We start from the raw sequence: 22733 nt of genomic DNA, 5'->3' as shown, positions 1-22733 counted from the left end.
TCGGCGATGTACGCCGCCAACCACCTCGAGGGCGTGGCCGCCATCGCCTGCATGACCTCCACCGGCTACACCCCGCTGATCGCCTCGCGCATCCGCTCCGGGCTGCCGATCGTCGGCCTGGCACACAATCCGATCGCCCAGCGGCGCATGGCGCTGTATCGCGGTGTGATCTCGCTGCCCTTCGATACCAGCGAGATGGACGCCGCCGAGCTCAACGACCGCGCCATGGCGCTGCTGGTGGTCCGCGGCGTGGCCGAGCCGGGCGATCACGTGATCCTCACCCGCGGCGATCACATGAACGCCCACGGCGGCACCAACACCCTCAAGATCCTCGACGTCAACGAGCGGCATCGCGCCGGTTAGTGCGAAAACGTCGATGGTGAACCGGTGATCGTGGCTTCGCCTGATATCGCCCCGACCGTTGCCGACGGTCGGGGCATTTTCTGTATACAATGTCGGGATGCGATATAGTCACCCATCCGCCCACACGCGACAGTCCGCGCGGACGATCAGGAGACCCACGTCATGAGCCAAGCCTGGCACGAGGAGTTGCAGGCCGAGGTCAAGAGCGGTGCCCGCGTCGGCGACCGCGATATCGCCGACAAGGTGCGCCGAGCGGTGCTGATGCAGCGGCTGCCGCCGGGCACCAAGCTGCCCGAGGTGACGCTGGGCGAGGTGTTCGGCGTCAGCCGCTCGGTGGTGCGCAAGGCGCTGACCCGGCTGGCCTCCGAGCACGTCGTCGACCAGCGCCCCAACCAGGTGGCGCGAGTGCGGGCGCCGAGCATCGAGGAGACCCGCGAGACCTTCGCCGCCCGGCGCCTGGTGGAAGGCGAGGTGGTCGCGCTGCTGGCCGGCACGCTGTCCGCCGAGACGCTGGACGCGCTCAAGATCCAGGCGAGGGAAGAGACCGAGTCCTATCGCCGCGGCGACGAGCCGGCGCGCATCGAGCACTCGCTGAACCTGCACCATCTGCTGGCCGAACACTCGCCCAACCGGGTGCTGGGCGGCATGCTCACCGACCTGGTGCTGCGTACCTCCATCGTGGTGGCGCTCTACAAGCGTTCCGGGCTCTCGTCCTGCTATCAGGAGGCCCAACACGACCGGCTGGTCGAGCTGCTGGCCGCGGGCGAGGCGGAAGCCGCCCGCGGCGCGATCCACGATCACCTGTTCGGGCTGGAGGCGCTGCTGGATCTGAGCCCGCGGGAATCGAGCATCGATCTGAAGTCCATCCTGGGCCAGTCGCCCGCGATCTGAGACCGTTCTCCGTCGACGTTTCAGGCGTCGCCTCTGGTATCCCAGACGACACCGCCGCGCCTCTTTATCGAGAGGCGCGGTGGTGTCGTTTTGCGTCGAGGGCCCCGCCGGCGGCGGGGCGGGTGGCGTCAGGCGCGGGAGGCCGCCTCGGTGCCGGCCCGGGCGCGACGCCCGCGGAAAGCGATCAGGAACAGCACCAGCACCGCCAGGGCGAACGCCGCCGGGAACAGCCAGATGCCTTGCCAGTCGTGGCCGCCGCTGGCCAGCGCGTAGTGGTCGGTGACCTGGCCGGCGATCCAGAAGCCGATCAGCATGCCGACGCCGTAGGTGGCCAGGGTGATCATGCCCTGGGCGGCGCTCTTGAACTGCTCGCCGGCCTTGGCATCGGTGTAGATCTGCCCGGTGACGAAGAAGAAGTCGTAGCAGATGCCGTGCAGCGCGATGCCCAGCAGCAGCAGGTAGAGCTGCCCCTCGGCGTCGCCGAAGGCGAACATCGCGTAGCGCAGCGCCCAGGCCAGCATGCCGATCAGCAGCGTCTTCTTGATGCCGAAGCGGCCGATGAACAGCGGCAGCAGCAGCATGAACAGCACCTCGGAGGCCTGTCCCAGGGTCATCTTGCCGGTGGGATTGGCCACGCCGACCTCGGCCAGGAAGGGGTTGGCGTTCTGGTAGTAGAAGGCCAGCGGAATGCAGATCAGCACCGAGGCGGCGAAGAAGATCGCGTAGTTGCGGTCCTTCAGCAGCGACAGGGCATCCAGGCCGAGCACCTCGCGCAGGCCGACCCGACCGCTGGCCTTGGGCGGGGTGGCGGGCAGGGTGAAGCTGTAGACACCCAGCGCCAGAGAGGCGATCGCCCCCATCAGGAAGGTGTTGCGCAGCAGGCCTTCACCGATGCCGGCGGCGGAGTCCCAGGCGAACACGTAGCTGATGCCGAGGCCGGCGGCGATCCAGCCGAGGGTGCCCCACACGCGGATGCGGGCGAACTCGGTGGCCGGGTCGCGCAGCTGGTGGAACGAGACCGAGTTCACCAGCGCCAGGGTCGGCATGTAGAGGATCATGTAGGCCAGCACCAGCGGATAGAAGGCCGCGAAGTCCTCGGCCAGGTAGAGCCCGACCATCAGCGCCGCGCCCAGCAGGTGGAGCACCCCGAGCAGGCGCTCGGCGTGGAAGTAGCGGTCGGCGATCAGGCCGATGATGAAGGGCGCGATGATCGCCCCCCAGGACTGGGTGGCGAAGGCCATCCCGATCTGGCCGCCGCTGGCTTCCAGGTTGCTGGCCAGGAAGGTGCCCAGGGTGACGAACCAGCCGCCCCAGATGAAGAACTGCAGGAACATCATCAGGCTCAGGCGTGAGCGTAGCAGTGACATGGCGTTTTCCTTCTCGTGAGGCTTGTTCTTGTGAGGCACGTTCTTGTGAGGCGTGTGGCGTGCTCCTGTCGGGGCGGGTGCTAGCGCGCCAGCCCCAGGATGCGGCGATTGCGGGCCGGGCTGGTGTCCTGGCCGGCGAAGTCGTCGAAGGCGCGCCCGGCGCGGGTGATCAGGTGCTCGGTGATGAAGGGCGCACCTTCGGCGGCACCCTGGGCGGCGTCCTTCAGGCAGCACTCCCATTCGAGCACCGCCCAGCCGTCGAAACCGTACCGGGTCAGGCGGCTGAAGATCCCCTTGAAGTCGACCTGGCCGTCGCCCAGCGAGCGGAAGCGCCCGGGGCGATCGACCCAGCCCTGGTAGCCGCCGTAGACGCCGCTGCGCGCGTCGGGGGTGAACTCGGCGTCCTTGACGTGGAACATGCCGATACGCTCGTGATAGCGGTCGATGAAGCCCAGGTAGTCGAGCTGCTGCAGCAGCAGGTGGCTCGGGTCGTAGAGGATCCTGGCCCGCGGATGATGCTCCACCGCCTCGAGGAAGCGCTCGAAGGAGGCGCCGTCGTGCAGGTCCTCACCGGGATGAATCTCGTAGCACAGGTCGACCCCGGCCTCCTCGAAGGCGTCGAGGATCGGCCGCCAGCGCCGGCCGAGCTCGGCGAAGCCTTCTTCGACCAGTCCGGCGGGGCGCTGCGGCCAGGGATAGAAGAACGGCCACAGCAGGGCGCCGGAGAAGGTGGCGTGGGCCTTGAGTCCGAGCCGCTGGCTGGCCTTCGCCGCCAGCTTGAGCTGGGCGATGGCCCACTCGGTGCGGGCCGCGGGATCGCCGTGCAGCTCGGCCGGGGCGAAGCCGTCGAACAGCTCGTCGAAGGCCGGGTGGACCGCCACCAGTTGGCCCTGCAGATGGGAGGAAAGCTCGCTGATCTCGACGCCGGCCGCGGCGCAGCGGGCCTTGAGCTCGTCGCAGTAGGCCTGGCTCTCGGCGGCGCGCTCGAGGTCGATGAAGCGTGGATCGTGGGTCGGCAGCTGGATGCCGCGATAGCCCTGCTCGGCGGCCCAGCGGGCGATGGCGTCGAGGTCGTCGAAGGGCGCCTCGTCGCCGATGAACTGGGCCAGGAAGATCGCCGGGCCGCGGATGCCGGAAGGCGTGTCGCTCATGAAAGGTTCCCGTTCAGTCGATGGAGGGCAGGTCGGTCCAGCGGCTGCCGCCGGCCTGGCTCTGGGTGACCGCCTCGATGAAGGCCATGCCGCGCAGCCCCGAGGCCATGCCGGGCACGCCGGCGATGTTGCCGCGGTCGCCGCGTCGGATGGCGGAGGCGGTGTCGCGGTACAGGTTGCCCAGGGCTTCCAGGTAGCCCTCGGGGTGGCCGCCTGGCAGGCGCAGCCGCGACAGGGCCGCGTCGACCAGATCCGGCTGGTCGATGCCGGCACGCAGCACGCGCATCGGCGCGCCCTGCGAGCGGTGGATCAGGCTGTTGGGCTCCATCTGGCGCCATTCCAGGGCACCGTCCTCGCCGTAGAGGCGCAGCTTCAGCGCGTTCTCCTCGCCGGTGCTGACCTGGCTGGCCATCATGGTGCCGCTGGCGCCCTCGGCGGTGCGCAGCAGCACGTCGCCGTCGTCGTCCAGCCGTCGGCCGTCGACGTGGCTGCCGAGCGAGGCGCACAGCGACGCGACGCGCTGGCCGGAGACGAATTCGGCCAGGCCGAAGGCGTGGGTGCCGATGTCGGCCATGCAGCCGCTGGGGCCGGCCAGGGTCGGGTCGGTGCGCCAGCCGGCCTGCTTGTTGCCCTGGGCCTCGAGGGTCTCGCCGAGCCAGCCCTGGGGATACTCGACGTGGATCTTGCGCAGCCGGCCGAGCGCGCCGGCTTCGACCATGGCCCGGGCCTGCCACACCATCGGGTAGCCCAGATAGGTGTGTGCCAGGCCGTACAGGCCGCCGTGCTCGCGCCAGGTGGCCTCGAGGCCGCGGGCCTCGTCCAACGACAGGGCGGCGGGCTTCTCGCAGAAGACGTGGAAGCCGGCGGCGAGGGCGGCTTCGGCGATCGGCACGTGCAGGTGATTGGGGGTGACGATCACCAGCAGCTGCATGCGCTGGTCGGCGGGCAGGGCGCGCTCGCCGTCCAGCAGGCTTTGCCAGTCCGCGTACAGGCGCGATGCCGCCACGCCGCAGGCGGCGCCGGTGCGGGTATTGTTGTCGCCGTCGCGGCTGAAGGCGCCGCAGACCAGCTCGAAGTGGCCGTCGAGGTTGGCGGCCAGGCGATGGACCTGGCCGATGAAGGCGCCTTCGCCGCCGCCGACCATGCCCAGGCGGACTCTCGGGGTGGGGGACATCGATCGCTCCCGGATCGTGGGTGAATAGTGGTGATGTAACCGGTTACATGCTGTGTTTCGCAAAGTAGGGGACCCGGCGTGGGTCGAGCAATGCGACCAAAGGCTATGCGCCCAATGTCTAGTGCGTGCCGGACGCCGCGCGCAAACGCCGCCATGCCGGGGCTTGTAGGGCGATCGATGCTGTCGTGAGGGTAGTGCTGGATGGGTTGCTCCATTGCGGCACGAAGGGTGATGACCTAAATAGTGTAACCGGTTACATGGCCGATGGAGTCGGCCTTGGCTCGCCACTGAGTCCACTCGACACGGAGACACGCCCTCATGAACACCAGCATCACACGCCCGCTTGCCGCCTTTCGCCGCCGCACGCTGCTGGCCTGCCTGGGGGCCGCGCTGGCGGCGCCGGGGCTGGCCCATGCCCAGCAGACGGATTCGTCCCGGGCAGAGGCCGCCTCGCCGGTGGCCGCCCAGATGTACACCCTGCGCGACTTCGGCTCACTGGAGCAGCAGTTCGCGGCCGTCGAGCGCGCCGGCATCGCCTCGGTGGAACTGGTCGGCGACCAGGGCGTCGAGGCCGACGAGATGAATGCGCTGCTGGCCGAGCACGAGCTGTCGGTCAGCTCCAGCCACGTGCCCCTCGACGACCTGCGCCACGATCTCGACGACGTCGTCGCCTTCCACCGGGCGATCGGCAACGACACCCTGGTGATTCCCTACCTGGCCGAGGACGAGCGCCCCGACAGCGCCGAGGGCTGGCGGGCGCTCGGCGAGCAGATCGGCGGCCTGGCCAGCCGACTGGCCGAGGACGACATGCGCCTGGCCTATCACAACCACGACTTCGAGATGCGGACCTTCGACGGCCGCACGGCGCTGGAGATTCTGATGGAGGCCGCCGGGCCCGAGGTGATGGGCGAGGTCGACCTGGCCTGGGTGGCCCGCGGCGGCCAGGACCCGGCCGACTATCTCGAGCACTTCGACGGCCGGCTGTTCGCGATCCACGCCAAGGACAATGCCCCGGCCGGCACCGCCGAGGAGCAGCGCGGCTTCGCCATCATCGGCCAAGGCGTCCTTGACTGGGACGACATCCTGCCCGCCGCCCGCGAGGCCGGGGCCGAGGTCTACGTCATCGAGCACGACCAGCCGAAGGATGCCCAGGCGGTACTGACCGAGGGCAACCGCTTCCTCGAGGCGGCGCTGTCGGCGCCGGCCGAGTGATACCCGCCGGCGGAACCGCTCGAGGCTGTTCCGTCGACAGGTCTTTGAGGGAGCGCTGTGAACCCTTCCCTGGGCGCTACCGATTCCATCCCTGGAATAGGACCCCCTCTGCGACCTGTCCCCGGCGCCTCTCGCCCGGATGACGCCAGGCCGGAGCGAAACGGCATAACGACAAGGATAGGGAGACCGATCGTGGCAGATCATCATTACGACGCCATCGTGGTGGGCTCGGGCATCAGCGGCGGCTGGGCCGCCAAGGAGCTCACCGAGAAGGGACTCAAGGTGCTGCTGCTGGAGCGCGGCCGCAACATCGAGCACATCAAGGACTACCACAACGCCCACAAGGAGGCTTGGGACTACCCGCACCGCGGCGAGCCGACCCGGCAGATGAAGGCCGACTATCCGGTGCTCAGCCGCGACTACCCGCTCAACGAGCAGACTTTGGGCATGTGGGCCGACGAGCGGGCCAACCCCTACGTCGAGCGGCAGCGCTTCGACTGGTTCCGCGGCTATCACGTGGGCGGTCGCTCGCTGCTGTGGGGGCGCCAGAGCTACCGCTGGGCGCCGACGGACTTCGAGGCCAACCAGCGCGAGGGCGTGGCCGTCGACTGGCCGATCCGCTACGAGGACCTGGCGCCCTGGTACGACCACGTCGAGCGCTTCGCCGGCATCGCCGGGACCCGCGAAGGGCTGGATATCCTGCCCGACGGCGAGTTCCTGCCGCCGATCCCGCTCAACCGCGTCGAGAAGGACGTGGCCGCGCGCCTCCAGCAATCCTTCGGCGGCCGCCGCCATCTCATCCACAGTCGGACGGCCAACATCACCCAGCCCAAGCCGGAGCAGAACCGGGTCAACTGCCAGTTCCGCAACAAGTGCTGGCTGGGCTGCCCCTACGGCGGCTACTTCAGCACCCAGTCGGCGACCCTGCCGGTGGCCATGGCCACCGGCAACCTGACCCTGAGGCCCTTCTCGATCGTCACCCAGGTGCTCTACGACAGGGACCGCGGCCGTGCCCGGGGCGTCGAGGTGCTGGACGCCGAGAACGGCCAGACCTATGAGTACACCGCCGATCTGGTATTTCTCAACGCCTCGACCTTCAACTCCACCTGGGTGCTGATGAACTCGGCCACCGACGTCTGGCCGGGCGGGCTCGGCAGCAGCAGCGGCGAGCTCGGCCACAACGTCATGGACCATCACTTCCGCGTCGGCGCCAGCGGCGAGATCGAGGGCTACGAGGACACCTACTACTTCGGGCGACGCCCCGCCGGCTTCTACATCCCGCGCTTCCGCAACGTCGGCGACGACCGCCGCGACTACCTGCGCGGCTTCGGCTACCAGGGCTCGGCCAGTCGCGAGCGCTGGGACCGCGAGGTCGCCGAGGTCAGCCACGGCGCCGAGCTCAAGCAGGCGCTCAGCCAGCCGGGCGGCTGGAGCATCGGCATGACCGCCTTCGGCGAGATGCTGCCTCGCCACGCCAACCGCATCTCGCTGGACCACGGCGTCACCGACGCCTGGGGCCTGCCGGTGCTGGCGATGGACGTCGGGCTCGGCGACAACGAGCGCGCCATGCGCCGCGACATGGTGCAGGACGCGGTGGACATGCTCGAGGCCGCCGGAGTGCAGAACGTGACGCCCGAGGAGGGCGACTACGCGCCGGGCATGGGCATCCACGAGATGGGCACCGCGCGCATGGGGCGCGACCCCGCCACTTCGGTGCTCAACGCCCACAACCAGGTGTGGGACGCGCCCAACGTCTTCATCACCGACGGCGCCTGCATGACCTCGTCGTCCTGCGTCAATCCATCGCTGACCTACATGGCGCTGACCGCCCGGGCGGTCGACCACGCCGTGCGCGAGCTGAAGAGGGGGAACCTGGCATGAATCGCCGCGAACTGCTCAAGATGATCGCCGCCGCCACCGGCACCGCGCTGGTCGGCGGCCAGGCCCTCACGGCCTTCGCCGGCGGCGGGGGCGAAGAGGCACTGACGGACGCGGACGTGCGTCTGCTCGACGAGGTGGCCGAGACCCTGCTGCCGCGCACCGATACCCCGGGAGCCAAGGACGCCGAGGTCGGCGACTTCATGCGGGTGTTCGTTCGCGACTGCTATACCGCCGAGCAGCAGGCGCGGTTCCGCGACGGCATCGCCCGGGTCGAGGCGCACAGCCGCGCGGCCCACGGCGCCGGCTTCCTGGCCCTGGACGCGCCGCGCCGCGGCGAGGTCGTCGCCGCGCTGGACCGCGAGGCTCGGGCGCGGCTGGAGAGCGAGGCCCGGTCGCAGGCGGAGACGCAGGGCGAGCCTCAGGGCTTCACCCTGATCAAGCAGCTGACCCTGTTCGGCTTCTTCACCTCGAAGGTCGGCGGCACCGAGGTGCTGCGCTACGTGGCCGTGCCCGGCCGCTATGACGGCGACCTGGCCTACGAGCCCGGCGAGCCGGCCTGGGCGACGACCTGAGCGCCTTCGAACCCATCCAGGCGCGGGCGGTATCGCCCGCGCGGCTCACGCAACGAGAGGAAACACCTTATGCACAAGCGAGTTTCCGCCGGCGCGCTGATGACCGGGCTGGTCACGCTGGCCGCCCTGGCGTCGACCGCCAACCAGGCCGACGCGCCCAGCGACGCCGAGCGAGCGGCCAGGACGGAGGTCTGGGCGCCGGCGCCGCCGGTGGTGGCGGCACCGGCCGGCGGCGTGCCGTCGGACGCCGTGATGCTGTTCGACGGCACGGACCTGTCCGCCTGGGAAGGCGAGGCGGGTGGGCCGGCCGAGTGGCGGGTCGAGGACGGCGCCATGACGGTGGTGCCCGGCGCCGGCGGCATCCGCACCCGGGAGGCGTTCTGCGACGCCCAGCTGCACCTGGAGTGGCGCACCCCGGCCGACACCGACGGTGTCGACGGCCAGGATCGCGGCAACAGCGGCATCTTCCTGCAGCAGCGCTACGAGGTGCAGGTGCTGGATTCCCACGACAACCCCACCTATGCCAACGGTCAGGCGGCCTCGATCTACAAGCAGCACATGCCGCTGGTCAACGCCTCCCGGGGGCCGGGCGAGTGGCAGGCCTACGACATCCTTTACACTGCGCCACGCTTCGACGAGGACGGCGAGCTGGACGCGCCGGCCCACGTCACGGTGCTGCACAACGGCGTGCTGGTGCAGCATCACGCCACGATCCAGGGCACCACCGAGTGGATCGGCGCGCCTTCCTACGACGAGGCCCACGGCTGCGCGCCGCTCGCCCTGCAGGATCACGACGCGGCGGTGAGCTTTCGCAACGTTTGGATCAGAAGGCTCTAAGGATATCGCCGGCCGCATGCGATAAGCTGGGGCGTCCGCCGCGGCCGGTTCGTCGGGCGAGTTGGCGCGGCGGATCGTGTCGCATCGAGAAGAGGACGCATGTCCAATATACGCAAGGTCGCCGAACTGGCGGGCGTCTCCGTGGCCACGGTGTCGCGGACCCTCAAGTCGCCGGATATCGTGTCGCCGGCCACCCGCGACAAGGTGCGCCGAGCCATCGAGGCCTCGGGCTATCGCCCCAACCAGATGGCCGTGCAGTTCCGCTCCCGGCGCAGCCACAACCTGGCGGTGCTGGTGCCGACCATCGCCAACACCTTCTTCGCCCGGGTGATCGCCGGGGTCCAGCAGGCGGCCCGCGAGCAGGGCTACGGCGTGCTGCTGTGCAACACCCTGGGGCAGGAGGAAGACGAGATCCAGTACGCTGGCATGGTGGCCGCCCGCCAGGCCGACGGCGTCATCCAGCTGCGCGCCTTCAATCCCTTTCCGGACGATGCCGTCGAGCCGGGCCGGCCGCTGCCGATGGTCAACGCCTGCGAGGTGCTCGACGACGCTCCCTGCCCGACGCTGCGGATCGACAACCGGGCGGCGGCGCGTACCCTCACCGAGCATCTGATCGCGCTGGGCCACCGGCGCATCGCCATGATCCAGGGACCGCGGCGCAGCCCGCTGACCCGCGATCGCGTGGCGGGCTATCGCGATGCGCTGGCGGCCGCGGGCATCGCGCCCGACGAGACCCTGCTGTGTCCCGGCGACTTCACCCCGGCCTCCGGGCATGCGGCGGCGGGCAGCCTGCTGGCCGTCGAGGCGCCGCCGACCGCGATCTTCTGCGAGAGCGATGAGATGGCCATCGGCGCCATCAGCCGCCTCCGGCAGGCGGGGCTGTCGGTGCCCGCCGACGTCTCGGTGGCCGGCTTCGACGATATCGCCTTCGCCTCCTATAGCGACCCGGCGCTGACCACCATCGCCCAGCCCGCCGAGGCCTTCGGGCGCCGTGCCGTGGAGATGCTGATCGATATCCTGGAGGGGCGCGGCGAGATCGAGTCCAGGGTCGTGCTCCCCCACGAGCTGGTGATTCGCGACAGCACCTCGCCGCCGCGCGACTGATCCCGGGACCGCGGGGTGCGCCATCGGCTACCCTGTTCGGCAACCGCGCCGCATCTCCCTGAGAGGAACGTCATGAACCCGATTCGCCGCCGCCTGCTCCAGGCCTTGTCCTGTCTTCCCCTGGCCGCTTCCTGGCCCGGCCTCGCCATGGCCCAGGAGGCGCGCCTGCCGCGGGTGCCGCTGACGGTGCACGGCGAGGCGGGCCCTCGGCGGCTGACCGTCGAGGTGGCGCGCCGCCTGGCCGAGCGGGCCCAGGGACTGATGGGGCGCGAGCGTCTGCCGCAGGACGCCGGCATGCTGTTCCTCTACGACCGCACTCAGCCCTCGCGCAACGGTTTCTGGATGTATCGCACCCTGATTCCGCTGGACATCGCCTTCATCGACGAGGCCGGGCGCATCGTCGATATCCGCCGCATGGAGCCCTGTGTGTCGGAGTCGGCCGGTGACTGCCCGGTGACGCGCCCGGATGCCTCCTATCGGGCGGCGCTGGAGGTCAATGCCGGCGTCTTCGAGGCCCACGGCATCCGGATCGGCGACTGCGTCAGCTGGCCCGGCGACGGCGGTGAATGTGTCCTCGACGAGTCCCGGCCTCGTGCTCAGGCTGCGCCGGGCGGCTGAATCGCCGGCGTCATTCTGCTGCCCGGCGTGAGAGGCGGCCACGGAAGCGCACCACGATCAGGGCGATGCCGGCCACCACCAGGCCGCCGCCGATCAACTTGTTGGGGCCGAGCGGGTCGCCCAGCAGCAGCATGCCCAGCGCCACGGCCAGCACCGGCATCAGCAGCATCAGCGGCACCACGCGGTTGACCGGATGGCGCCGCAGCAGGCCGTACCAGATGCCGTAGGCGACGATCGACGACATCACCGCGGTGTAGAGCACCGCCCCCCAGCCTCGCCAGCCGGCCTCGGTCAGGGCGGCCCAGTGCGCCTGCTCGAACCACCAGGACCCCAGCGCCACCTGCGGGGTGGCGAACAGCGCGATCCAGCCGGCCAGTGCCATGGGCGGCACCGGCGGGCCCTGCTTGATCAGCAGCTGTGACACCGCCCAGGCCAGGGCACTGGCCAGCAGCAGGGCGGTGGGCAGCGGGGCGGGCAGCGTCGGGCCGCCGGCCAGTACCACCACGCCGGCGAACGACAGCAGCAGCCCGGCCAGCCGCCGTGGCCCCAGCTTCTCCTTGAGGAAGATCACCGCCAGCAGGGTGGCGAAGGGCGTGCCCATCTGCACCAGCAGCGCGCCGGTGCCGGCCTCGGCCTGACCGAGGCCGATGAACAGCAGGGCGAAGTGCAGGGTGCCGAAGGTCACCGACAGCAGCGCCAGGAACGGCAGCCGCTCGCGGGGCATCGGATGGAAGGGCACCAGCAGGGCGGCCACCAGGGCGAAGCGAAGCGTGGTCAGCAGCAGGGGCGGAAGCTCGGTCACCCCGAGCTTGATGACGATGATGTTGAGTGCCCAGATGACGATGACGCCCAGTCCCAGGGCCAGGTCCTTGAGTGGCACGGCGCTTCCTTGATCGGTCGTGGAATGAAGCCACAGCCTATCAGGAATCACCGTGCCCGTTTGGCTGGCGCCTGCTGTGAGGCGCGCCGAGCCGACGCTAGAACGTCCAGCGAATCATGGCCTGCGGCAGCGACTCGTCGGTGTCTTCGAGGCCGAACTTGTTCTGCCAGTGCTGATATTCCATTCCCACGCCGAGGTGGTCGGTGGCGTGCCAGACCAGCTGCGGCTGGGTCAGCACCTGGGCCTCGAGGTCGCCCTCCTCGGTGATGACGTCGATGAAGCCCTCGAAGCTGAAGTCGGCACTGCCCAGCCGGAACGGCGCGTTCCAGGCCGCCGTGTACTGCATCGAGCTGCCCTCGGCGGTCTCGTCGTCGCGATAGAAGGCGTACACCTTGAAGAAGTTGAAGCCCGGCATCGCCACGTCGGCGGAAAGGCCCGCCATGTGGGTGGTCTTGCGCACGGACGCGTTGCGGTCGATGTCCAGCTGGCCGGTCAGGTAGACATCGGTCAGCGGGCCGACGGATAGATCGAGGCCGATGACCTTGCCGATGTTGCCGCGCAGGTTCCACTCCGCGTGGGTGCTGCCGTAGTCCTGCTCGCCCTCGCGGCCCTGATCCATGTTGGTGAAATCGGCGAAGAAGAAGCTGTCGCCGTAGGTCCAGCCGCTGGCGTTGGCGATGGTGAGGATGGCGTGCTCGGCGTTGTCGATGCCGAAGCCGGCGTCGGCGGTGTCCTCGTAGTCCCAGCCGTAGAGCGCCTCGACCTTGGTCGTGCTGTAGACGGCGGCGCTGGCGCCCTGGGCCGCGAACAGCGTGGCGGCAGCGAGGGCGAGCGGGGCGGTGGTCTTGATGGGCATCCGGGATCTCCGTTGTTGGTGATTGTGGTGGAGTTGGCGATGCATCGCGTGTCGCGCCGGCTTTCCGGGCACTGTCTGGCGGCGCCTTCTTGGTGTGGCCTCCATCGGAGGAGAGAAGGACGGTCCGCCGGATAGGGCACGACCATTTTGTATCCAATAATGTTCATCATATTGGATGGTTATTGTGGACAGTGATTGAGCGTTTATAGAGATTAGTGGCGACGTTATCAATGTATTTTTGTATACATTTTTGCGTTTTCTGCGCCGTGTCGACCAACGTCGACCCTTGTCGTGGCGGGGGGTAGCAGGCATATTGCTTCGTTGCGAAACACCAATAACGCCGATAACCGCTCACGCAGCGGACACAAGGACACGACATGCCCACCTCCCGCTCCCTCGGGCGTTTCGCCGCCGTTCTGGCCGGCGCCGCCCTGCTGACTTCGACGCTGACCGCCCAGGCCCGCGAGCTCTCCGTTTCCACCGTGCTGCCCGACGCCTTTCCCTGGGGGCAGGCCGCCCAGAAATGGGCCGACCTGGTGGAAGAGCGCTCCGGCGGCGAGCTGACCCTGCGCGTCTATCCCAACGCCCAGCTGGTCAGCGGCGACCAGACCCGCGAGTTCTCCGCCATGCGCTCCGGGCTGATCGATCTGGCCGTGGGTTCGACCATCAACTGGTCGCCCCAGGTGCCGGCGCTCAACCTGTTCTCGCTGCCGTTCTTCCTGCCCGATACTGACGCCGTGGATGCGGTGACCGGCGGCGAGGCCGGCGAGATGATCTTCTCCGCCATCGAGGACAAGGGCGTGGTGCCGCTGGCCTGGGGCGAGAACGGCTTCCGTCAGCTCTCGAATTCCAGCACCGACATCGACGCGCCGAGCGATCTCGAGGGGCTGAAGATCCGGGTGGTGGGCTCGCCGCTGTTCCAGGACACCTTCACCGCACTGGGCGCCAACCCGACCCAGATGAGCTGGGCCGACGCCAAGCCGGCGCTGACCACCGGCGCCGTGGACGGGCAGGAGAACCCGCTGTCGGTGTTCGACGTCGCGCGCATCGATCAGGTCGGCCAGTCCCACCTGACGCTGTGGAACTACATGAACGACCCGCTGGTGTTCGCCTCCAATCGCCAGGTGTGGGACTCGCTGACCGAGGACCAGCGCGCGATGCTGCGCGAGACCGCCGTCGAGGCCGGCGCCTGGGAGATCGCCAAGACCCGCGAGGAGGAGGCCGGCCGGCTGGCGGCGATCCGTGAGCGCGGCGTGACCGTCACCGAGCTCGACGACGACCAGTACCAGGCCTTCGTCGAGGCGACCGACAGCGTCCACGACGAGTGGGTGCCGCGGATCGGCGAGGAGATCGTCGAGGCCGCCCGCCGCGACATCGACGCGCCCTGAGGCGCGCGCCGACTCCGTGAGACGTCGCCCGGCCCCGGCCGGGCGACGTCGTGTGTTCCCCTCCGCCAAGAATCGTCGTCAAGAACCCCTGCCATGAAACGTCCCGATGCAAGACTCGAGCGCGTGCTCGCGACCCTGGCCATCCTGATCATCGGCCTGATCAGCCTGGCCAACGTGGTGGTGCGCTACGTCACCGACGCCTCCTTCGCCTTCACCGAGGAGTTCTCGGTGTTCCTGCTGGTGCTGCTGACCTTCGCCGGCGCCTCGGTGGCGCTGCGCCGCCATCGCCACATCCGCATCGGCCTGCTGGAGCGCGCCCTGCCGCCGGGGCCGCGCCGCGCGCTGATCCTGTTCCAGGGCCTGTGCGGCCTTGTCGTGCTGGGGCTGGTGGCCTGGTTCGGCGCCAAGACGGCGTGGCAGGAATACCGCTGGGAGACCCTGTCGCCGGGGCTGGGGCTGCCCCAGTGGTGGTACCTGGTGTGGCTGCCGCTGCTGGCCGGGCTGATGCTGTGGCGCCAGTGCCAGCAGACCCTCGACCGCCTGCGCGGAGGGCTCGACGATGAGTCCTGATCTGTGGATGCTGCTGGCCTTCGCCGGCCTGCTGATCGCCGGCGTGCCGGTGGCCTTCTCGCTGGGCTTGTCCGGGGCGGTGGGCATCGTCGCCGGGCTGTCGCCGTCGATGCTGGCCACGCTGGGCACCAACACCTACAACAGCGTCGCCAAGTACCCGCTGATCGCCATTCCGCTGTTCATCCTCACCGGGCTGATCTTCGAGCGCGCGGGGGTGGCGGCGCGCCTGGTGCGCTTCGCCCAGGCGCTGATCGGCCCGCGCCACGGCGGCCTGGCGCTGGTGGCGGTGCTGGTGTGCATGATCATGGGCGGCATGAGCGGCTCCGGCCCGGCCGATGCCGCCGCCGTGGCCATGGTGATGCTGCCGAGCATGACCCGGGCCGGCTACCCGAAGCCCTTTTCGGCGACGCTGATCGCGGCCTCGGCCTCCACGGCGATCCTGATTCCGCCCTCGGTGGCGCTGATTCTGTATTCCATCGTGGTGCCGGGGGTGGACCTGCGCGCACTGTTTGCTGCCGGGCTGTTTCCGGGCCTGCTGGCCGGGGCGGCGCTGCTGGTGCCGGCCTGGTGGCTGTCGCAGCGTAACGGCTGGGAGGCGCCCGGCGAGGTGGCGCGCCCGCCGCTCGGCGAGAGCTTCCGCCAGGCGATCCCGGCGCTGTTCGCCCCGGTGCTGATTCTCGGCGGGCTGCGCTCTGGGCTGTTCACTCCCACCGAGGCGGCGGTGGTGGCGGTGGCCTACGGCGTGGTGGTGGGCCTGTGGCTGACCCGCGAGCTCGGCTGGCGCGACCTCTGGCAACTGCTCGGCGAGGCCGCGGTGATTTCCGGGGTGGTGATGCTGATCATCGCCCTGGCCGGCATCTTCGCCTGGGCCGGCACCATGCTGGGCACCTTCCGCCACCTGGCGGAGTGGGTGATCGGGCTGTCGGACAACGGCACCCTGCTGCTGGTGCTGATCATGCTGGCGGTGCTGGTGGCCGGCATGCTGCTGGACGCCATCTCGATCTATCTGATCATGATGCCGATCCTGGTGCCGGTGATGCAGCACTTCGGCTGGAACCCGGTGTGGTTCGGTATCCTGCTGGCGATGAACATCGCCATCGGCCAGTTCACGCCGCCGGTGGCGGTCAACCTGATGGTCACCACCGAGGTGGCGCGGGTGCGGCTGGAGCAGACCGTGGGCTGGGCGCTGGTGTTCGTGGCCGCCATGGCCTGCGCCCTGGGGCTGGTGGTGATCTTCCCGGGGCTCGCCCTGTGGCTGCCGGGGCTGCTGGGCTACAACCTCTGAGTCAGTCGTCGGCCAGGGCCTCGAGGGTGCGTTGATGCAGGTCGGCGCTGGCGGCGTCGAACAGCACGAAGCGCACCCGCCTGACCGCCGGGCAGTGCGGCAGGACGGTCAGCACGGTGGACAGGGCGATGCGCGCGGCCTCGGCGGCCGGATAGCCGAAGGCGCCGGTGGACAGCGCCGGGAAGGCGAGGCTCGTGATGTCGTGCCGCTGGGCCAGTTCCAGGGCGTTGCGATAGCCATCGGCGAGCAGCGTGTCGGAGGGCTCGTCGACGCCGTAGACCGGCCCCAGGCAGTGGATGACGTAGCGGTTGGGCAGGCCGAAGGCGTCGGTGATCACGGCCTCGCCGGGATGAATCGGCGCCAGCGGCGCGCAGGCCTCGGCGAGCTCGGGGCCGGCGGCGCGGTGCAGGGCGCCGGCCACCCCGCCGCCGCTCACCAGCCGGGCGTTGGCAGCGTTGACCACCGCCTCGACGTCGTCCTGGCGGGCGATGTCGCCCTGGCAGCACTCGATGCGTGACGCGCTGGCGTTCATGTCGCAATCCTCCTCGGCAGGCTCCCTTCCAGTCTGGCGTCCGCCTCGGCCGGCTGGCAAGCCGGCGACGAGCGGCGCCGGCCGTTCGACGGCCTTGACGATGCGGCGTTGACAGCGACGCCGAGCCCCAAGCGTTGACGGCATCTACACTGGGGTTGAGGCAATAAATATCATCTGACAGGCGTTTTTTCGCTAAAGTAGAGCTTGTCGATACGATCGCGCTGGTCCAGGATGCGGCCCGCGATCAAAAGCCTTACCCAACAACGTCAAAGAGGTGCGTCAATGAAACGCCATGCTTTCTCTTCTGCCGTCTTCTCCGGCGCGCTGCTGAGTGCCGCCATGTTCGCCTCGCCGGCCATGGCTCAGGATGAGGAACAGTTCATCACCATCGGCACCGGCGGTCAGACCGGCGTGTACTATGTGGTCGGCCAGTCCGTCTGCCGCCTGGTCAACCGCCTCGAAGACGCCAACATCAAGTGCAACGCACCCTCCACCGGCGGCTCCGTGGCCAACATCAACGGCATCAAGTCCGGTGAGCTGGACATGGGCGTGGTGCAGTCCGACGTGCAGTACCAGGCCTACAACGGCACCGGGAACTTCGACGGCGAGCCCTATGACAAGCTGCGCGCCATCTTCCGCGTGCACGGCGAGCCGCTGACCATCCTGGCCCGCGCCGACTCCGGCATCGAGACCCTCGACGACCTGGAAGGCAAGCGCGTCAACATCGGCAACCCGGGCTCCGGCCAGCGCAACACCATGGAAGTGGTGATGGACGCCAAGGGCTGGACCGAGGATTCCTTCTCGCTGGCCTCCCAGCTCGACGCCGCCGAGATGGCCTCCGCCCTGGCCGACAACAACATCGATGCCATGGCCTACGTGGTCGGCCACCCCAACGGTGCCATCCAGGAAGCCACCACCACCGTCGATTCCCGGCTGATCCCGCTCAACGACGAGGACATCCAGGGCATCGTCGACGAATATCCCTACTACTCCAAGTCGGTGATCCCGGGTGGCCTCTACAAGGGCAACCCGGACGACGTCGAGACCTTCGGCGTGGCGGCCACCTTCGTGACCGATTCCGACACCAGCGATGAAGTGGTCTACCAGACCGTCAAGGCGATCTTCGACAACTTCGATCGCTTCAAGCAGCTGCATCCGGCCTTCGCCAACCTGGATCCGCAGGAGATGGTCACCCAGGGGCTGTCGGCGCCGCTGCATGAAGGGGCCGCGCGCTACTACCGCGAACAGGGCTGGATCGAGTGATTGCCAGCCGCTGACAAGCGTTATTCGCCAAAGGATGCGCGGCCCTCGCCGAGGGCCGCGCTTTGCGTTTGTAAGAGGCAGAAGTGAGCAAGCAAGAGATCGTCGTGCACTTCATGTGTCACCGTCACCAATCAGGGCACGCTTATGACTGACGACAAGACAAGGGCGCCGGGCGCCGAGGTCGATCTGGAGGACATGGTCGCCTCCAGCGACTCGGGGGCGCGCAAACCGGCCGGAACGCCGGGCAAGCTGCTGGTGGGTGTGGCTGCGGTATGGTCGCTGTTCCAGCTGTGGATCGCCTCGCCGATCCCCTTCACGTTAGGCTTCGGGGTCTTCAACGCCACCGAGGCGCGTTCCATCCATCTGGCCTTCGCGCTGTTCCTGGCCTACATGGCCTATCCGGCGCTCAAGCGTTCGCCGCGGGATCGCATCCCGCTGATGGACTGGGTGCTGGCCTTAGCCGCGGCCTTCTGCGGCGCCTACATGTTCATGTTCTATGAGCAGCTGTCCCAGCGCCCCGGGGCGCCGATCACCCAAGACGTGATCGTCGGCATCGTGGGCCTGGTGCTGCTGCTCGAAGCGACGCGCCGCGCCCTGGGGCCGCCGCTGATGATCGTGGCGCTGGTGTTTCTGGTCTACAGCCTGGCCGGGCCCTGGATGCCGGGCATTCTCGCCCACGGCGGCGTCAGCCTGCAGGGGCTGGTCAACCACCAGTGGCTGACCACCCAGGGCGTGTTCGGCATCGCGCTGGGCGTGTCGACCAGCTTCGTGTTCCTGTTCGTGCTGTTCGGCGCCCTGCTCGACAAGGCCGGGGCCGGCAATTACTTCATCAAGGTTGCCTTCTCGCTGCTGGGTCACTACAAGGGCGGGCCGGCCAAGGCCGCGGTGGTGGCCTCCGGCATGACCGGGCTGATCTCGGGCTCCTCGATCGCCAACGTGGTGACCACCGGTACCTTTACCGTGCCGATGATGAAGCGGGTCGGCTTCTCGGCCGAGAAGGCCGGCGCCGTGGAGGTGGCGTCCTCGGTCAACGGCCAGATCATGCCGCCGGTGATGGGCGCCGCGGCCTTCCTGATGGTCGAGTACGTCGGCATCTCCTACGTGGAGGTGATCAAGCACGCCTTCCTGCCGGCGTTGATCTCCTATATCGCGCTGGTCTATATCGTCCACCTGGAGGCGCTCAAGGCCAACATGCAGGGCCTGGAGAGCAGCAATCCGCCCAAGCCGCTGGTGCGCAAGGCGGTGGGCTTCCTGGCCGGGCTGTTGCTGATGATGATCACCGCGCTGGTGGTCTACTACGGCCTGGGCTGGCTCAAGCCGGTGCTCGGCGACGCCACCCCCTGGGTGGTGGCCGTGGTGCTGGCGGCGGTCTACGTGGGCCTGCTCAAGGTGGCCTCGCGCTATCCCGAACTGGAGCTCGACGATCCCAACGAGCCGGTCTACAAGCTGCCCCAGACCCGGCCCACGGTGATGGTCGGCCTGCAGTACATCCTGCCGGTGGTGGTGCTGATCTGGTGTCTGATGGTGGAGCGCCTGTCGCCGGGGCTGTCGGCCTTCTGGGCCACGGTGTTCATGGTCTTCATCATGATCACCCAGCGGCCGATCACGGCCATGTTCCGCCATCGCAGCAATCTCGGTGCGGACATCCGCGAGGGCTTCCATGATCTCTGGGACGGCCTGGTCACCGGTGCCCGCAACATGATCGGCATCGGCATCGCCACGGCCACGGCGGGCATCATCGTCGGCGCCGTGTCCCAGACCGGCGTGGGCCTGGTGCTGGCCGACGTGGTGGAGATTCTCTCCATGGGCAACCTGATGCTGATCCTGCTGTTCACCGCGGTGCTCAGCCTGATCCTCGGCATGGGGCTGCCCACCACCGCCAACTACATCGTGGTGTCGGCGCTGCTGGCGCCGGTGATCGTCCAGCTCGGCGAACAGAACGGGCTGCTTGTGCCGCTGATCGCGGTGCACCTGTTCGTGTTCTACTTCGGCATCATGGCCGACGTGACGCCGCCGGTGGGGCTGGCCTCGTTCGCCGCGGCGGCGGTGTCCGGGGGCGATCCGATGCGCACCGGCTTCCAGGCGTTCTACTACAGCCTGCGCACCGCGGCGCTGCCGTTCCTGTTCATCTTCAATACCGACCTGCTGCTGATCGACGTCTCGCCGCTGCAGGGCGTGCTGGTGTTCGTGGTGGCCACGGTGGCGATGCTGATCTTCGCCGCCGGTACCCAGGGCTTCATGCTCACGCGCAGCCGCTGGTACGAATCGCTGCTGCTGCTGCTGGTGGCCTTCACGCTGTTCCGCCCGGGCTTCTGGATGGACATGATCCACGATCCCTATCGCGACGTGCCGCCGGCGCAGTTCGTCGAGGCGTTGGGCAATGCCGACCCCGAATCCTCGCTGCGCATCCAGATCAGCGGCCTGGACGCCTACGGCGACCCGATGACCACCTACATGACCCTGCCGGTGCCGGAGGGCGAGACCGGCGAGGATCGCCTGACCAACCTGGGGCTGATGCTCAACGTCGAGGACGGCAAGGCCATGGTCGACATGGTCACCTACGGCAGCGAGGCGGCGAAGCTCGGCTTCGACTTCGACCAGGAGATCATCCAGGTGCAGGCGCCGGTGGATCGCTGGACCAAGGAGTGGATGTGGATTCCCGCCTTCCTGGTACTGGCCCTGGTGGTGATGCTGCAGCGGCGGCGGCGCGATCGTGGCGCCAAGCCGGTCTCTGCCTGATGGAGGTGACCCATGTATAGCAAGATCCTGTTGCCGGTGGACCTCAACGAAGAGGCCTCCTGGTCCAAGGCGCTGCCGACGGCGCTGGCGCTGTGCAAGAGCTTCGGCGCCTCGCTGCATGTGGTGACGGTGATGCCGGACTATCGCATGCCGCTGGTCGGCGCCTATTTCCCCGAGGACTTCGCCGCCAAGGCGCACGAGGAGGTGACGAAGGCGCAGCACGAGTTCATCCAGCAGCACGTGCCGGATGACGTCCAGGTGCAGAGCGTGATCGTCGACGGCTCGCCGTGGGAGGCGATCATCAAGGCGGCCAGGAAGCTCGACGTCGACCTGATCGTCATGGCCTCCCATAACAAGCGCAAGTTCGCCGATTACGTGCTCGGCCCCAACGCCGAGCACGTGGTGCACCACAGCAAGATGTCGGTGATGATCGTGCGCTGATCCCCGTGGGTCGCCCGCGACGCCCACGTCCCCGCCCGGGGGCGTGGGCGTCGTCGTTTCGCAGAGGCGTCGATGATCCGAATCACGGCGCAGTGGCGGGGGAGCGGCTAGAGTAACCAGATGAGTCGGGACTCAGCGGCGTCAACGGGGGTGTCACCATGTGTGCAGCAGCCACGAAGCACGACGACAAGCCGGACGTCCACGTGCGTATCCGCATTCGACCGGTCGGCATGGACAAGCCGCGCACCTGGCTGGTCGAGGGCTTCGAGGACTTTCGCCGCGCCAGGTCGGTGAGCCTGGTATATGGGATGTTCTGGGTCGGGCTCAGCCTGCTGGTCACCGCCGGGGCCATGCGGCTGGGGCTATGGCACTGGCTGCTGCCGCTGATCGCGGGCTTCATGTTCCTCGGCCCGCTGGTGGCGGTGGGCAGCTATGGCATCAGCCGCGCGCTCGAGGACGGGCGCGAGCCGACCCTGGGCGACGCCTTCGGCGCCGGAGCCGGCCATGTCGGCTCGCTGGCGATGATGGGCGTCATGCTGATGATCTTCTTCCTCGCCTGGATCCGCTTCGCCACGCTGCTGTTCGCGCTGTTCTTCGGCCTCGGCGCGCCCGATCCGGCGACCCTCTACCTGACCCTGCTGACCACGCCGGAAGGACTCGGCATGCTGGCGCTGGGTACGGCGATCGGCGCGCTGCTGGCCTTCGGCGCCTTCGCCATCAGCGTGGTGGCCATCCCCACCCTGATGGACCAGGACCTGACCTTCATGGAAGGCATCGAAGCCAGCCTGCGAGCGGTGGCCCGCAACCTGCGCCCGATGATGCTGTGGGCCGCCATCATCACCGGCGGCGTGCTGATCGGGATGGCGACCTTCTATATCGGCCTGGCGCTGGTCCTGCCGGTGCTCGGCCATGCCAGCTGGCACGCCTACGAGGACCTGGTGCGGATCGAGCGCGATACCGAAGAGGGCGGCTGAGTCGGCGGCGGTTAACCCCGTACCTGACCCTGTCATCGGATTCGCGTACTCTTGGCGCCGAGACTGCTACCCCCGGAGCCACGATATGCGCATCCGTCGCCTCCTGCCGCTGATGCTGGCCCTGCTGTGCTGGACGAGCGCCGTCCAGGCGGCATCGGCCGATTTCGCTTCTTCTTCCCCCGACACGCCGCTGCTGGCGCCACCCGAGGGTCCCGTGCTGCTGACCGTCAGCGGCGATATCTCGCGCACCAACGGCGATGGCGTGGCGCGCTTCGATCGCGCCATGCTCGAGGCGCTGCCGGGCCGCACCATCGAAACGCATACGCCCTGGCATGAGGATGTCGGACGCTACCGGGGACCGCTGGGCGAGGCGATCCTCGAGGCGGTGGACGCGCATGGCGATCAGGCCCGCGTGGTCGCGCTCAACGGCTTCGAGGCCGAGGTGCCGGTCAGCGACTTCCGTCGCTACGGCGTCATCCTGGCGATGAAGCGCAACGGCAAGGCCATGCCGATTCGTCGCTTCGGCCCGCTGTTCGTGCTCTATCCCTTCGATGAGCGGCCCGAGCTGCTCAACGAGACGATCCGCTTCCGCTCGGTCTGGCAGGTGTCACGCATCGAGATCCACTGACCGACGA

The 22733-nt window shown here is 68.7% G+C and carries 22 protein-coding genes; 16 read left to right on the top strand and 6 right to left on the bottom strand.

What is annotated here, in order from left to right:
* Together MYL53_RS11245 and MYL53_RS11240 are read left to right on the top strand one after the other, a co-directional pair.
* Positions 1–363, top strand: a 363-nt coding sequence (locus MYL53_RS11245; protein ID WP_282103502.1) for a pyruvate kinase alpha/beta domain-containing protein, incomplete at its 5' end; no start/stop codon positions are given.
* Positions 364–525: 162 nt separating this feature from the next.
* A complete protein-coding gene (locus MYL53_RS11240) occupies positions 526–1254 on the top strand; it encodes a GntR family transcriptional regulator (protein ID WP_247854001.1) in 729 nt (242 codons plus the stop codon).
* A 128-nt stretch (positions 1255–1382) separates the two neighbouring features.
* On the opposite strand, the gene MYL53_RS11235 is transcribed toward MYL53_RS11240, so the two are convergent.
* From MYL53_RS11235 to MYL53_RS11225, 3 genes are all read right to left on the bottom strand, one after another.
* Entirely contained in the window at positions 1383–2621 is a 1239-nt protein-coding gene (locus MYL53_RS11235) for a nucleoside permease (RefSeq protein ID WP_247853999.1), read from the bottom strand.
* A gap of 80 nt (positions 2622–2701) precedes the next feature.
* Positions 2702–3772 (bottom strand): sugar phosphate isomerase/epimerase family protein, encoded by a 1071-nt coding sequence (locus MYL53_RS11230; protein WP_247853998.1) that lies wholly within the window; start codon positions 3770–3772, stop codon positions 2702–2704.
* A gap of 13 nt (positions 3773–3785) precedes the next feature.
* Positions 3786–4946 carry a Gfo/Idh/MocA family protein gene (locus MYL53_RS11225; RefSeq protein ID WP_247853996.1) on the bottom strand — a complete coding sequence of 387 codons (1161 nt, stop codon included), beginning with the start codon at positions 4944–4946 and terminating at the stop codon, positions 3786–3788.
* Between the two features lie 318 nt (positions 4947–5264).
* Here MYL53_RS11225 and MYL53_RS11220 point away from each other — a divergent pair, with 318 nt between their 5' ends.
* The 6 genes from MYL53_RS11220 to MYL53_RS11195 all read left to right on the top strand — a co-directional run bounded on the left by MYL53_RS11220 (position 5265) and on the right by MYL53_RS11195 (position 11170).
* A complete protein-coding gene (locus MYL53_RS11220; RefSeq protein ID WP_247853995.1) occupies positions 5265–6158 on the top strand; it encodes a sugar phosphate isomerase/epimerase family protein in 894 nt (297 codons plus the stop codon).
* A 192-nt stretch (positions 6159–6350) separates the two neighbouring features.
* Entirely contained in the window at positions 6351–8039 is a 1689-nt protein-coding gene (locus MYL53_RS11215; RefSeq protein ID WP_247853993.1) for a GMC oxidoreductase, read from the top strand.
* On the top strand, positions 8036–8611 hold the full coding sequence (locus MYL53_RS11210) for a gluconate 2-dehydrogenase subunit 3 family protein (protein WP_247853991.1): 576 nt from the start codon (positions 8036–8038) through the stop codon (positions 8609–8611). Before MYL53_RS11215 ends, MYL53_RS11210 begins: the two co-directional genes overlap by 4 nt.
* Before the next feature lie 69 nt (positions 8612–8680).
* Entirely contained in the window at positions 8681–9448 is a 768-nt protein-coding gene (locus tag MYL53_RS11205; RefSeq protein WP_247853989.1) for a 3-keto-disaccharide hydrolase, read from the top strand.
* A gap of 99 nt (positions 9449–9547) precedes the next feature.
* Positions 9548–10552, top strand: coding sequence for a LacI family DNA-binding transcriptional regulator (locus MYL53_RS11200; RefSeq protein ID WP_247853986.1), 1005 nt, complete (start codon positions 9548–9550; stop codon positions 10550–10552).
* Between the two features lie 72 nt (positions 10553–10624).
* Positions 10625–11170, top strand: a complete 546-nt coding sequence (locus tag MYL53_RS11195) for a DUF192 domain-containing protein (protein ID WP_247853984.1) — start codon at positions 10625–10627, stop codon at positions 11168–11170.
* Between the two features lie 10 nt (positions 11171–11180).
* On the opposite strand, the gene MYL53_RS11190 is transcribed toward MYL53_RS11195, so the two are convergent.
* Positions 11181–12050, bottom strand: a complete 870-nt coding sequence (locus tag MYL53_RS11190; protein ID WP_247853983.1) for a DMT family transporter — start codon at positions 12048–12050, stop codon at positions 11181–11183.
* Positions 12051–12147: 97 nt separating this feature from the next.
* The gene (locus tag MYL53_RS11185; RefSeq protein ID WP_247853981.1) at positions 12148–12906 is read right to left on the bottom strand and encodes an outer membrane protein OmpK; all 759 of its coding nucleotides are present in this window, start codon (positions 12904–12906) and stop codon (positions 12148–12150) included.
* A 377-nt stretch (positions 12907–13283) separates the two neighbouring features.
* Between MYL53_RS11185 and MYL53_RS11180 the strand changes: the two genes are divergently transcribed.
* The 3 genes from MYL53_RS11180 (at position 13284) to MYL53_RS11170 (ending at position 16149) form a co-directional block, all read left to right on the top strand.
* Positions 13284–14294: a DctP family TRAP transporter solute-binding subunit gene (locus tag MYL53_RS11180; RefSeq protein ID WP_247853979.1), complete on the top strand. Its 1011-nt coding sequence runs from the start codon at positions 13284–13286 to the stop codon at positions 14292–14294.
* Between the two features lie 93 nt (positions 14295–14387).
* Positions 14388–14864, top strand: a complete 477-nt coding sequence (locus MYL53_RS11175; protein ID WP_247853978.1) for a TRAP transporter small permease — start codon at positions 14388–14390, stop codon at positions 14862–14864.
* Entirely contained in the window at positions 14854–16149 is a 1296-nt protein-coding gene (locus tag MYL53_RS11170; protein WP_247853977.1) for a TRAP transporter large permease, read from the top strand. The genes MYL53_RS11175 and MYL53_RS11170 overlap by 11 nt, the downstream gene beginning before the upstream one ends.
* Before the next feature lies 1 nt (position 16150).
* Here the strand turns inward: MYL53_RS11170 and MYL53_RS11165 are convergent, their stop codons facing one another.
* Positions 16151–16681, bottom strand: a complete 531-nt coding sequence (locus MYL53_RS11165; RefSeq protein WP_247853975.1) for a macro domain-containing protein — start codon at positions 16679–16681, stop codon at positions 16151–16153.
* Between the two features lie 282 nt (positions 16682–16963).
* On the opposite strand from MYL53_RS11165, the gene MYL53_RS11160 reads away from it, so the two are divergent.
* The 5 genes from MYL53_RS11160 to MYL53_RS11140 all read left to right on the top strand — a co-directional run bounded on the left by MYL53_RS11160 (position 16964) and on the right by MYL53_RS11140 (position 22726).
* Entirely contained in the window at positions 16964–17944 is a 981-nt protein-coding gene (locus MYL53_RS11160) for a TAXI family TRAP transporter solute-binding subunit (RefSeq protein ID WP_247853973.1), read from the top strand.
* Between the two features lie 144 nt (positions 17945–18088).
* A complete protein-coding gene (locus MYL53_RS11155; protein WP_247853971.1) occupies positions 18089–20683 on the top strand; it encodes a TRAP transporter permease in 2595 nt (864 codons plus the stop codon).
* Between the two features lie 12 nt (positions 20684–20695).
* Positions 20696–21124, top strand: coding sequence for a universal stress protein (locus tag MYL53_RS11150; RefSeq protein ID WP_247853969.1), 429 nt, complete (start codon positions 20696–20698; stop codon positions 21122–21124).
* Positions 21125–21282: 158 nt separating this feature from the next.
* The gene (locus tag MYL53_RS11145) at positions 21283–22098 is read left to right on the top strand and encodes a DUF2189 domain-containing protein (protein WP_247853967.1); all 816 of its coding nucleotides are present in this window, start codon (positions 21283–21285) and stop codon (positions 22096–22098) included.
* A gap of 85 nt (positions 22099–22183) precedes the next feature.
* Positions 22184–22726, top strand: coding sequence for a putative pterin-binding protein (locus MYL53_RS11140; protein WP_247853965.1), 543 nt, complete (start codon positions 22184–22186; stop codon positions 22724–22726).
* Positions 22727–22733 lie beyond the last annotated feature (7 nt).

This window comes from Halomonas getboli (assembly GCF_023094245.1).
GTDB lineage: Bacteria > Pseudomonadota > Gammaproteobacteria > Pseudomonadales > Halomonadaceae > Halomonas > Halomonas getboli.
This window is presented reverse-complemented; position numbering and strand designations above follow the sequence as displayed.

What these genes read in the sequence shown, in the direction of transcription:
- MYL53_RS11240 (WP_247854001.1), top strand. Translation starts at nt 526, where the DNA reads ATGAGCCAAGCCTGGCACGAGGAGTTGCAGGCCGAGGTCAAGAGCGGT.
- MYL53_RS11235 (WP_247853999.1), bottom strand. Translation starts at nt 2,621, where the DNA reads ATGTCACTGCTACGCTCACGCCTGAGCCTGATGATGTTCCTGCAGTTC.
- MYL53_RS11230 (WP_247853998.1), bottom strand. Translation starts at nt 3,772, where the DNA reads ATGAGCGACACGCCTTCCGGCATCCGCGGCCCGGCGATCTTCCTGGCC.
- MYL53_RS11225 (WP_247853996.1), bottom strand. Translation starts at nt 4,946, where the DNA reads ATGTCCCCCACCCCGAGAGTCCGCCTGGGCATGGTCGGCGGCGGCGAA.
- MYL53_RS11220 (WP_247853995.1), top strand. Translation starts at nt 5,265, where the DNA reads ATGAACACCAGCATCACACGCCCGCTTGCCGCCTTTCGCCGCCGCACG.
- MYL53_RS11210 (WP_247853991.1), top strand. Translation starts at nt 8,036, where the DNA reads ATGAATCGCCGCGAACTGCTCAAGATGATCGCCGCCGCCACCGGCACC.
- MYL53_RS11205 (WP_247853989.1), top strand. Translation starts at nt 8,681, where the DNA reads ATGCACAAGCGAGTTTCCGCCGGCGCGCTGATGACCGGGCTGGTCACG.
- MYL53_RS11200 (WP_247853986.1), top strand. Translation starts at nt 9,548, where the DNA reads ATGTCCAATATACGCAAGGTCGCCGAACTGGCGGGCGTCTCCGTGGCC.
- MYL53_RS11195 (WP_247853984.1), top strand. Translation starts at nt 10,625, where the DNA reads ATGAACCCGATTCGCCGCCGCCTGCTCCAGGCCTTGTCCTGTCTTCCC.
- MYL53_RS11185 (WP_247853981.1), bottom strand. Translation starts at nt 12,906, where the DNA reads ATGCCCATCAAGACCACCGCCCCGCTCGCCCTCGCTGCCGCCACGCTG.
- MYL53_RS11180 (WP_247853979.1), top strand. Translation starts at nt 13,284, where the DNA reads ATGCCCACCTCCCGCTCCCTCGGGCGTTTCGCCGCCGTTCTGGCCGGC.
- MYL53_RS11175 (WP_247853978.1), top strand. Translation starts at nt 14,388, where the DNA reads ATGAAACGTCCCGATGCAAGACTCGAGCGCGTGCTCGCGACCCTGGCC.
- MYL53_RS11170 (WP_247853977.1), top strand. Translation starts at nt 14,854, where the DNA reads ATGAGTCCTGATCTGTGGATGCTGCTGGCCTTCGCCGGCCTGCTGATC.
- MYL53_RS11165 (WP_247853975.1), bottom strand. Translation starts at nt 16,681, where the DNA reads ATGAACGCCAGCGCGTCACGCATCGAGTGCTGCCAGGGCGACATCGCC.
- MYL53_RS11160 (WP_247853973.1), top strand. Translation starts at nt 16,964, where the DNA reads ATGAAACGCCATGCTTTCTCTTCTGCCGTCTTCTCCGGCGCGCTGCTG.
- MYL53_RS11155 (WP_247853971.1), top strand. Translation starts at nt 18,089, where the DNA reads ATGACTGACGACAAGACAAGGGCGCCGGGCGCCGAGGTCGATCTGGAG.
- MYL53_RS11150 (WP_247853969.1), top strand. Translation starts at nt 20,696, where the DNA reads ATGTATAGCAAGATCCTGTTGCCGGTGGACCTCAACGAAGAGGCCTCC.
- MYL53_RS11145 (WP_247853967.1), top strand. Translation starts at nt 21,283, where the DNA reads ATGTGTGCAGCAGCCACGAAGCACGACGACAAGCCGGACGTCCACGTG.
- MYL53_RS11140 (WP_247853965.1), top strand. Translation starts at nt 22,184, where the DNA reads ATGCGCATCCGTCGCCTCCTGCCGCTGATGCTGGCCCTGCTGTGCTGG.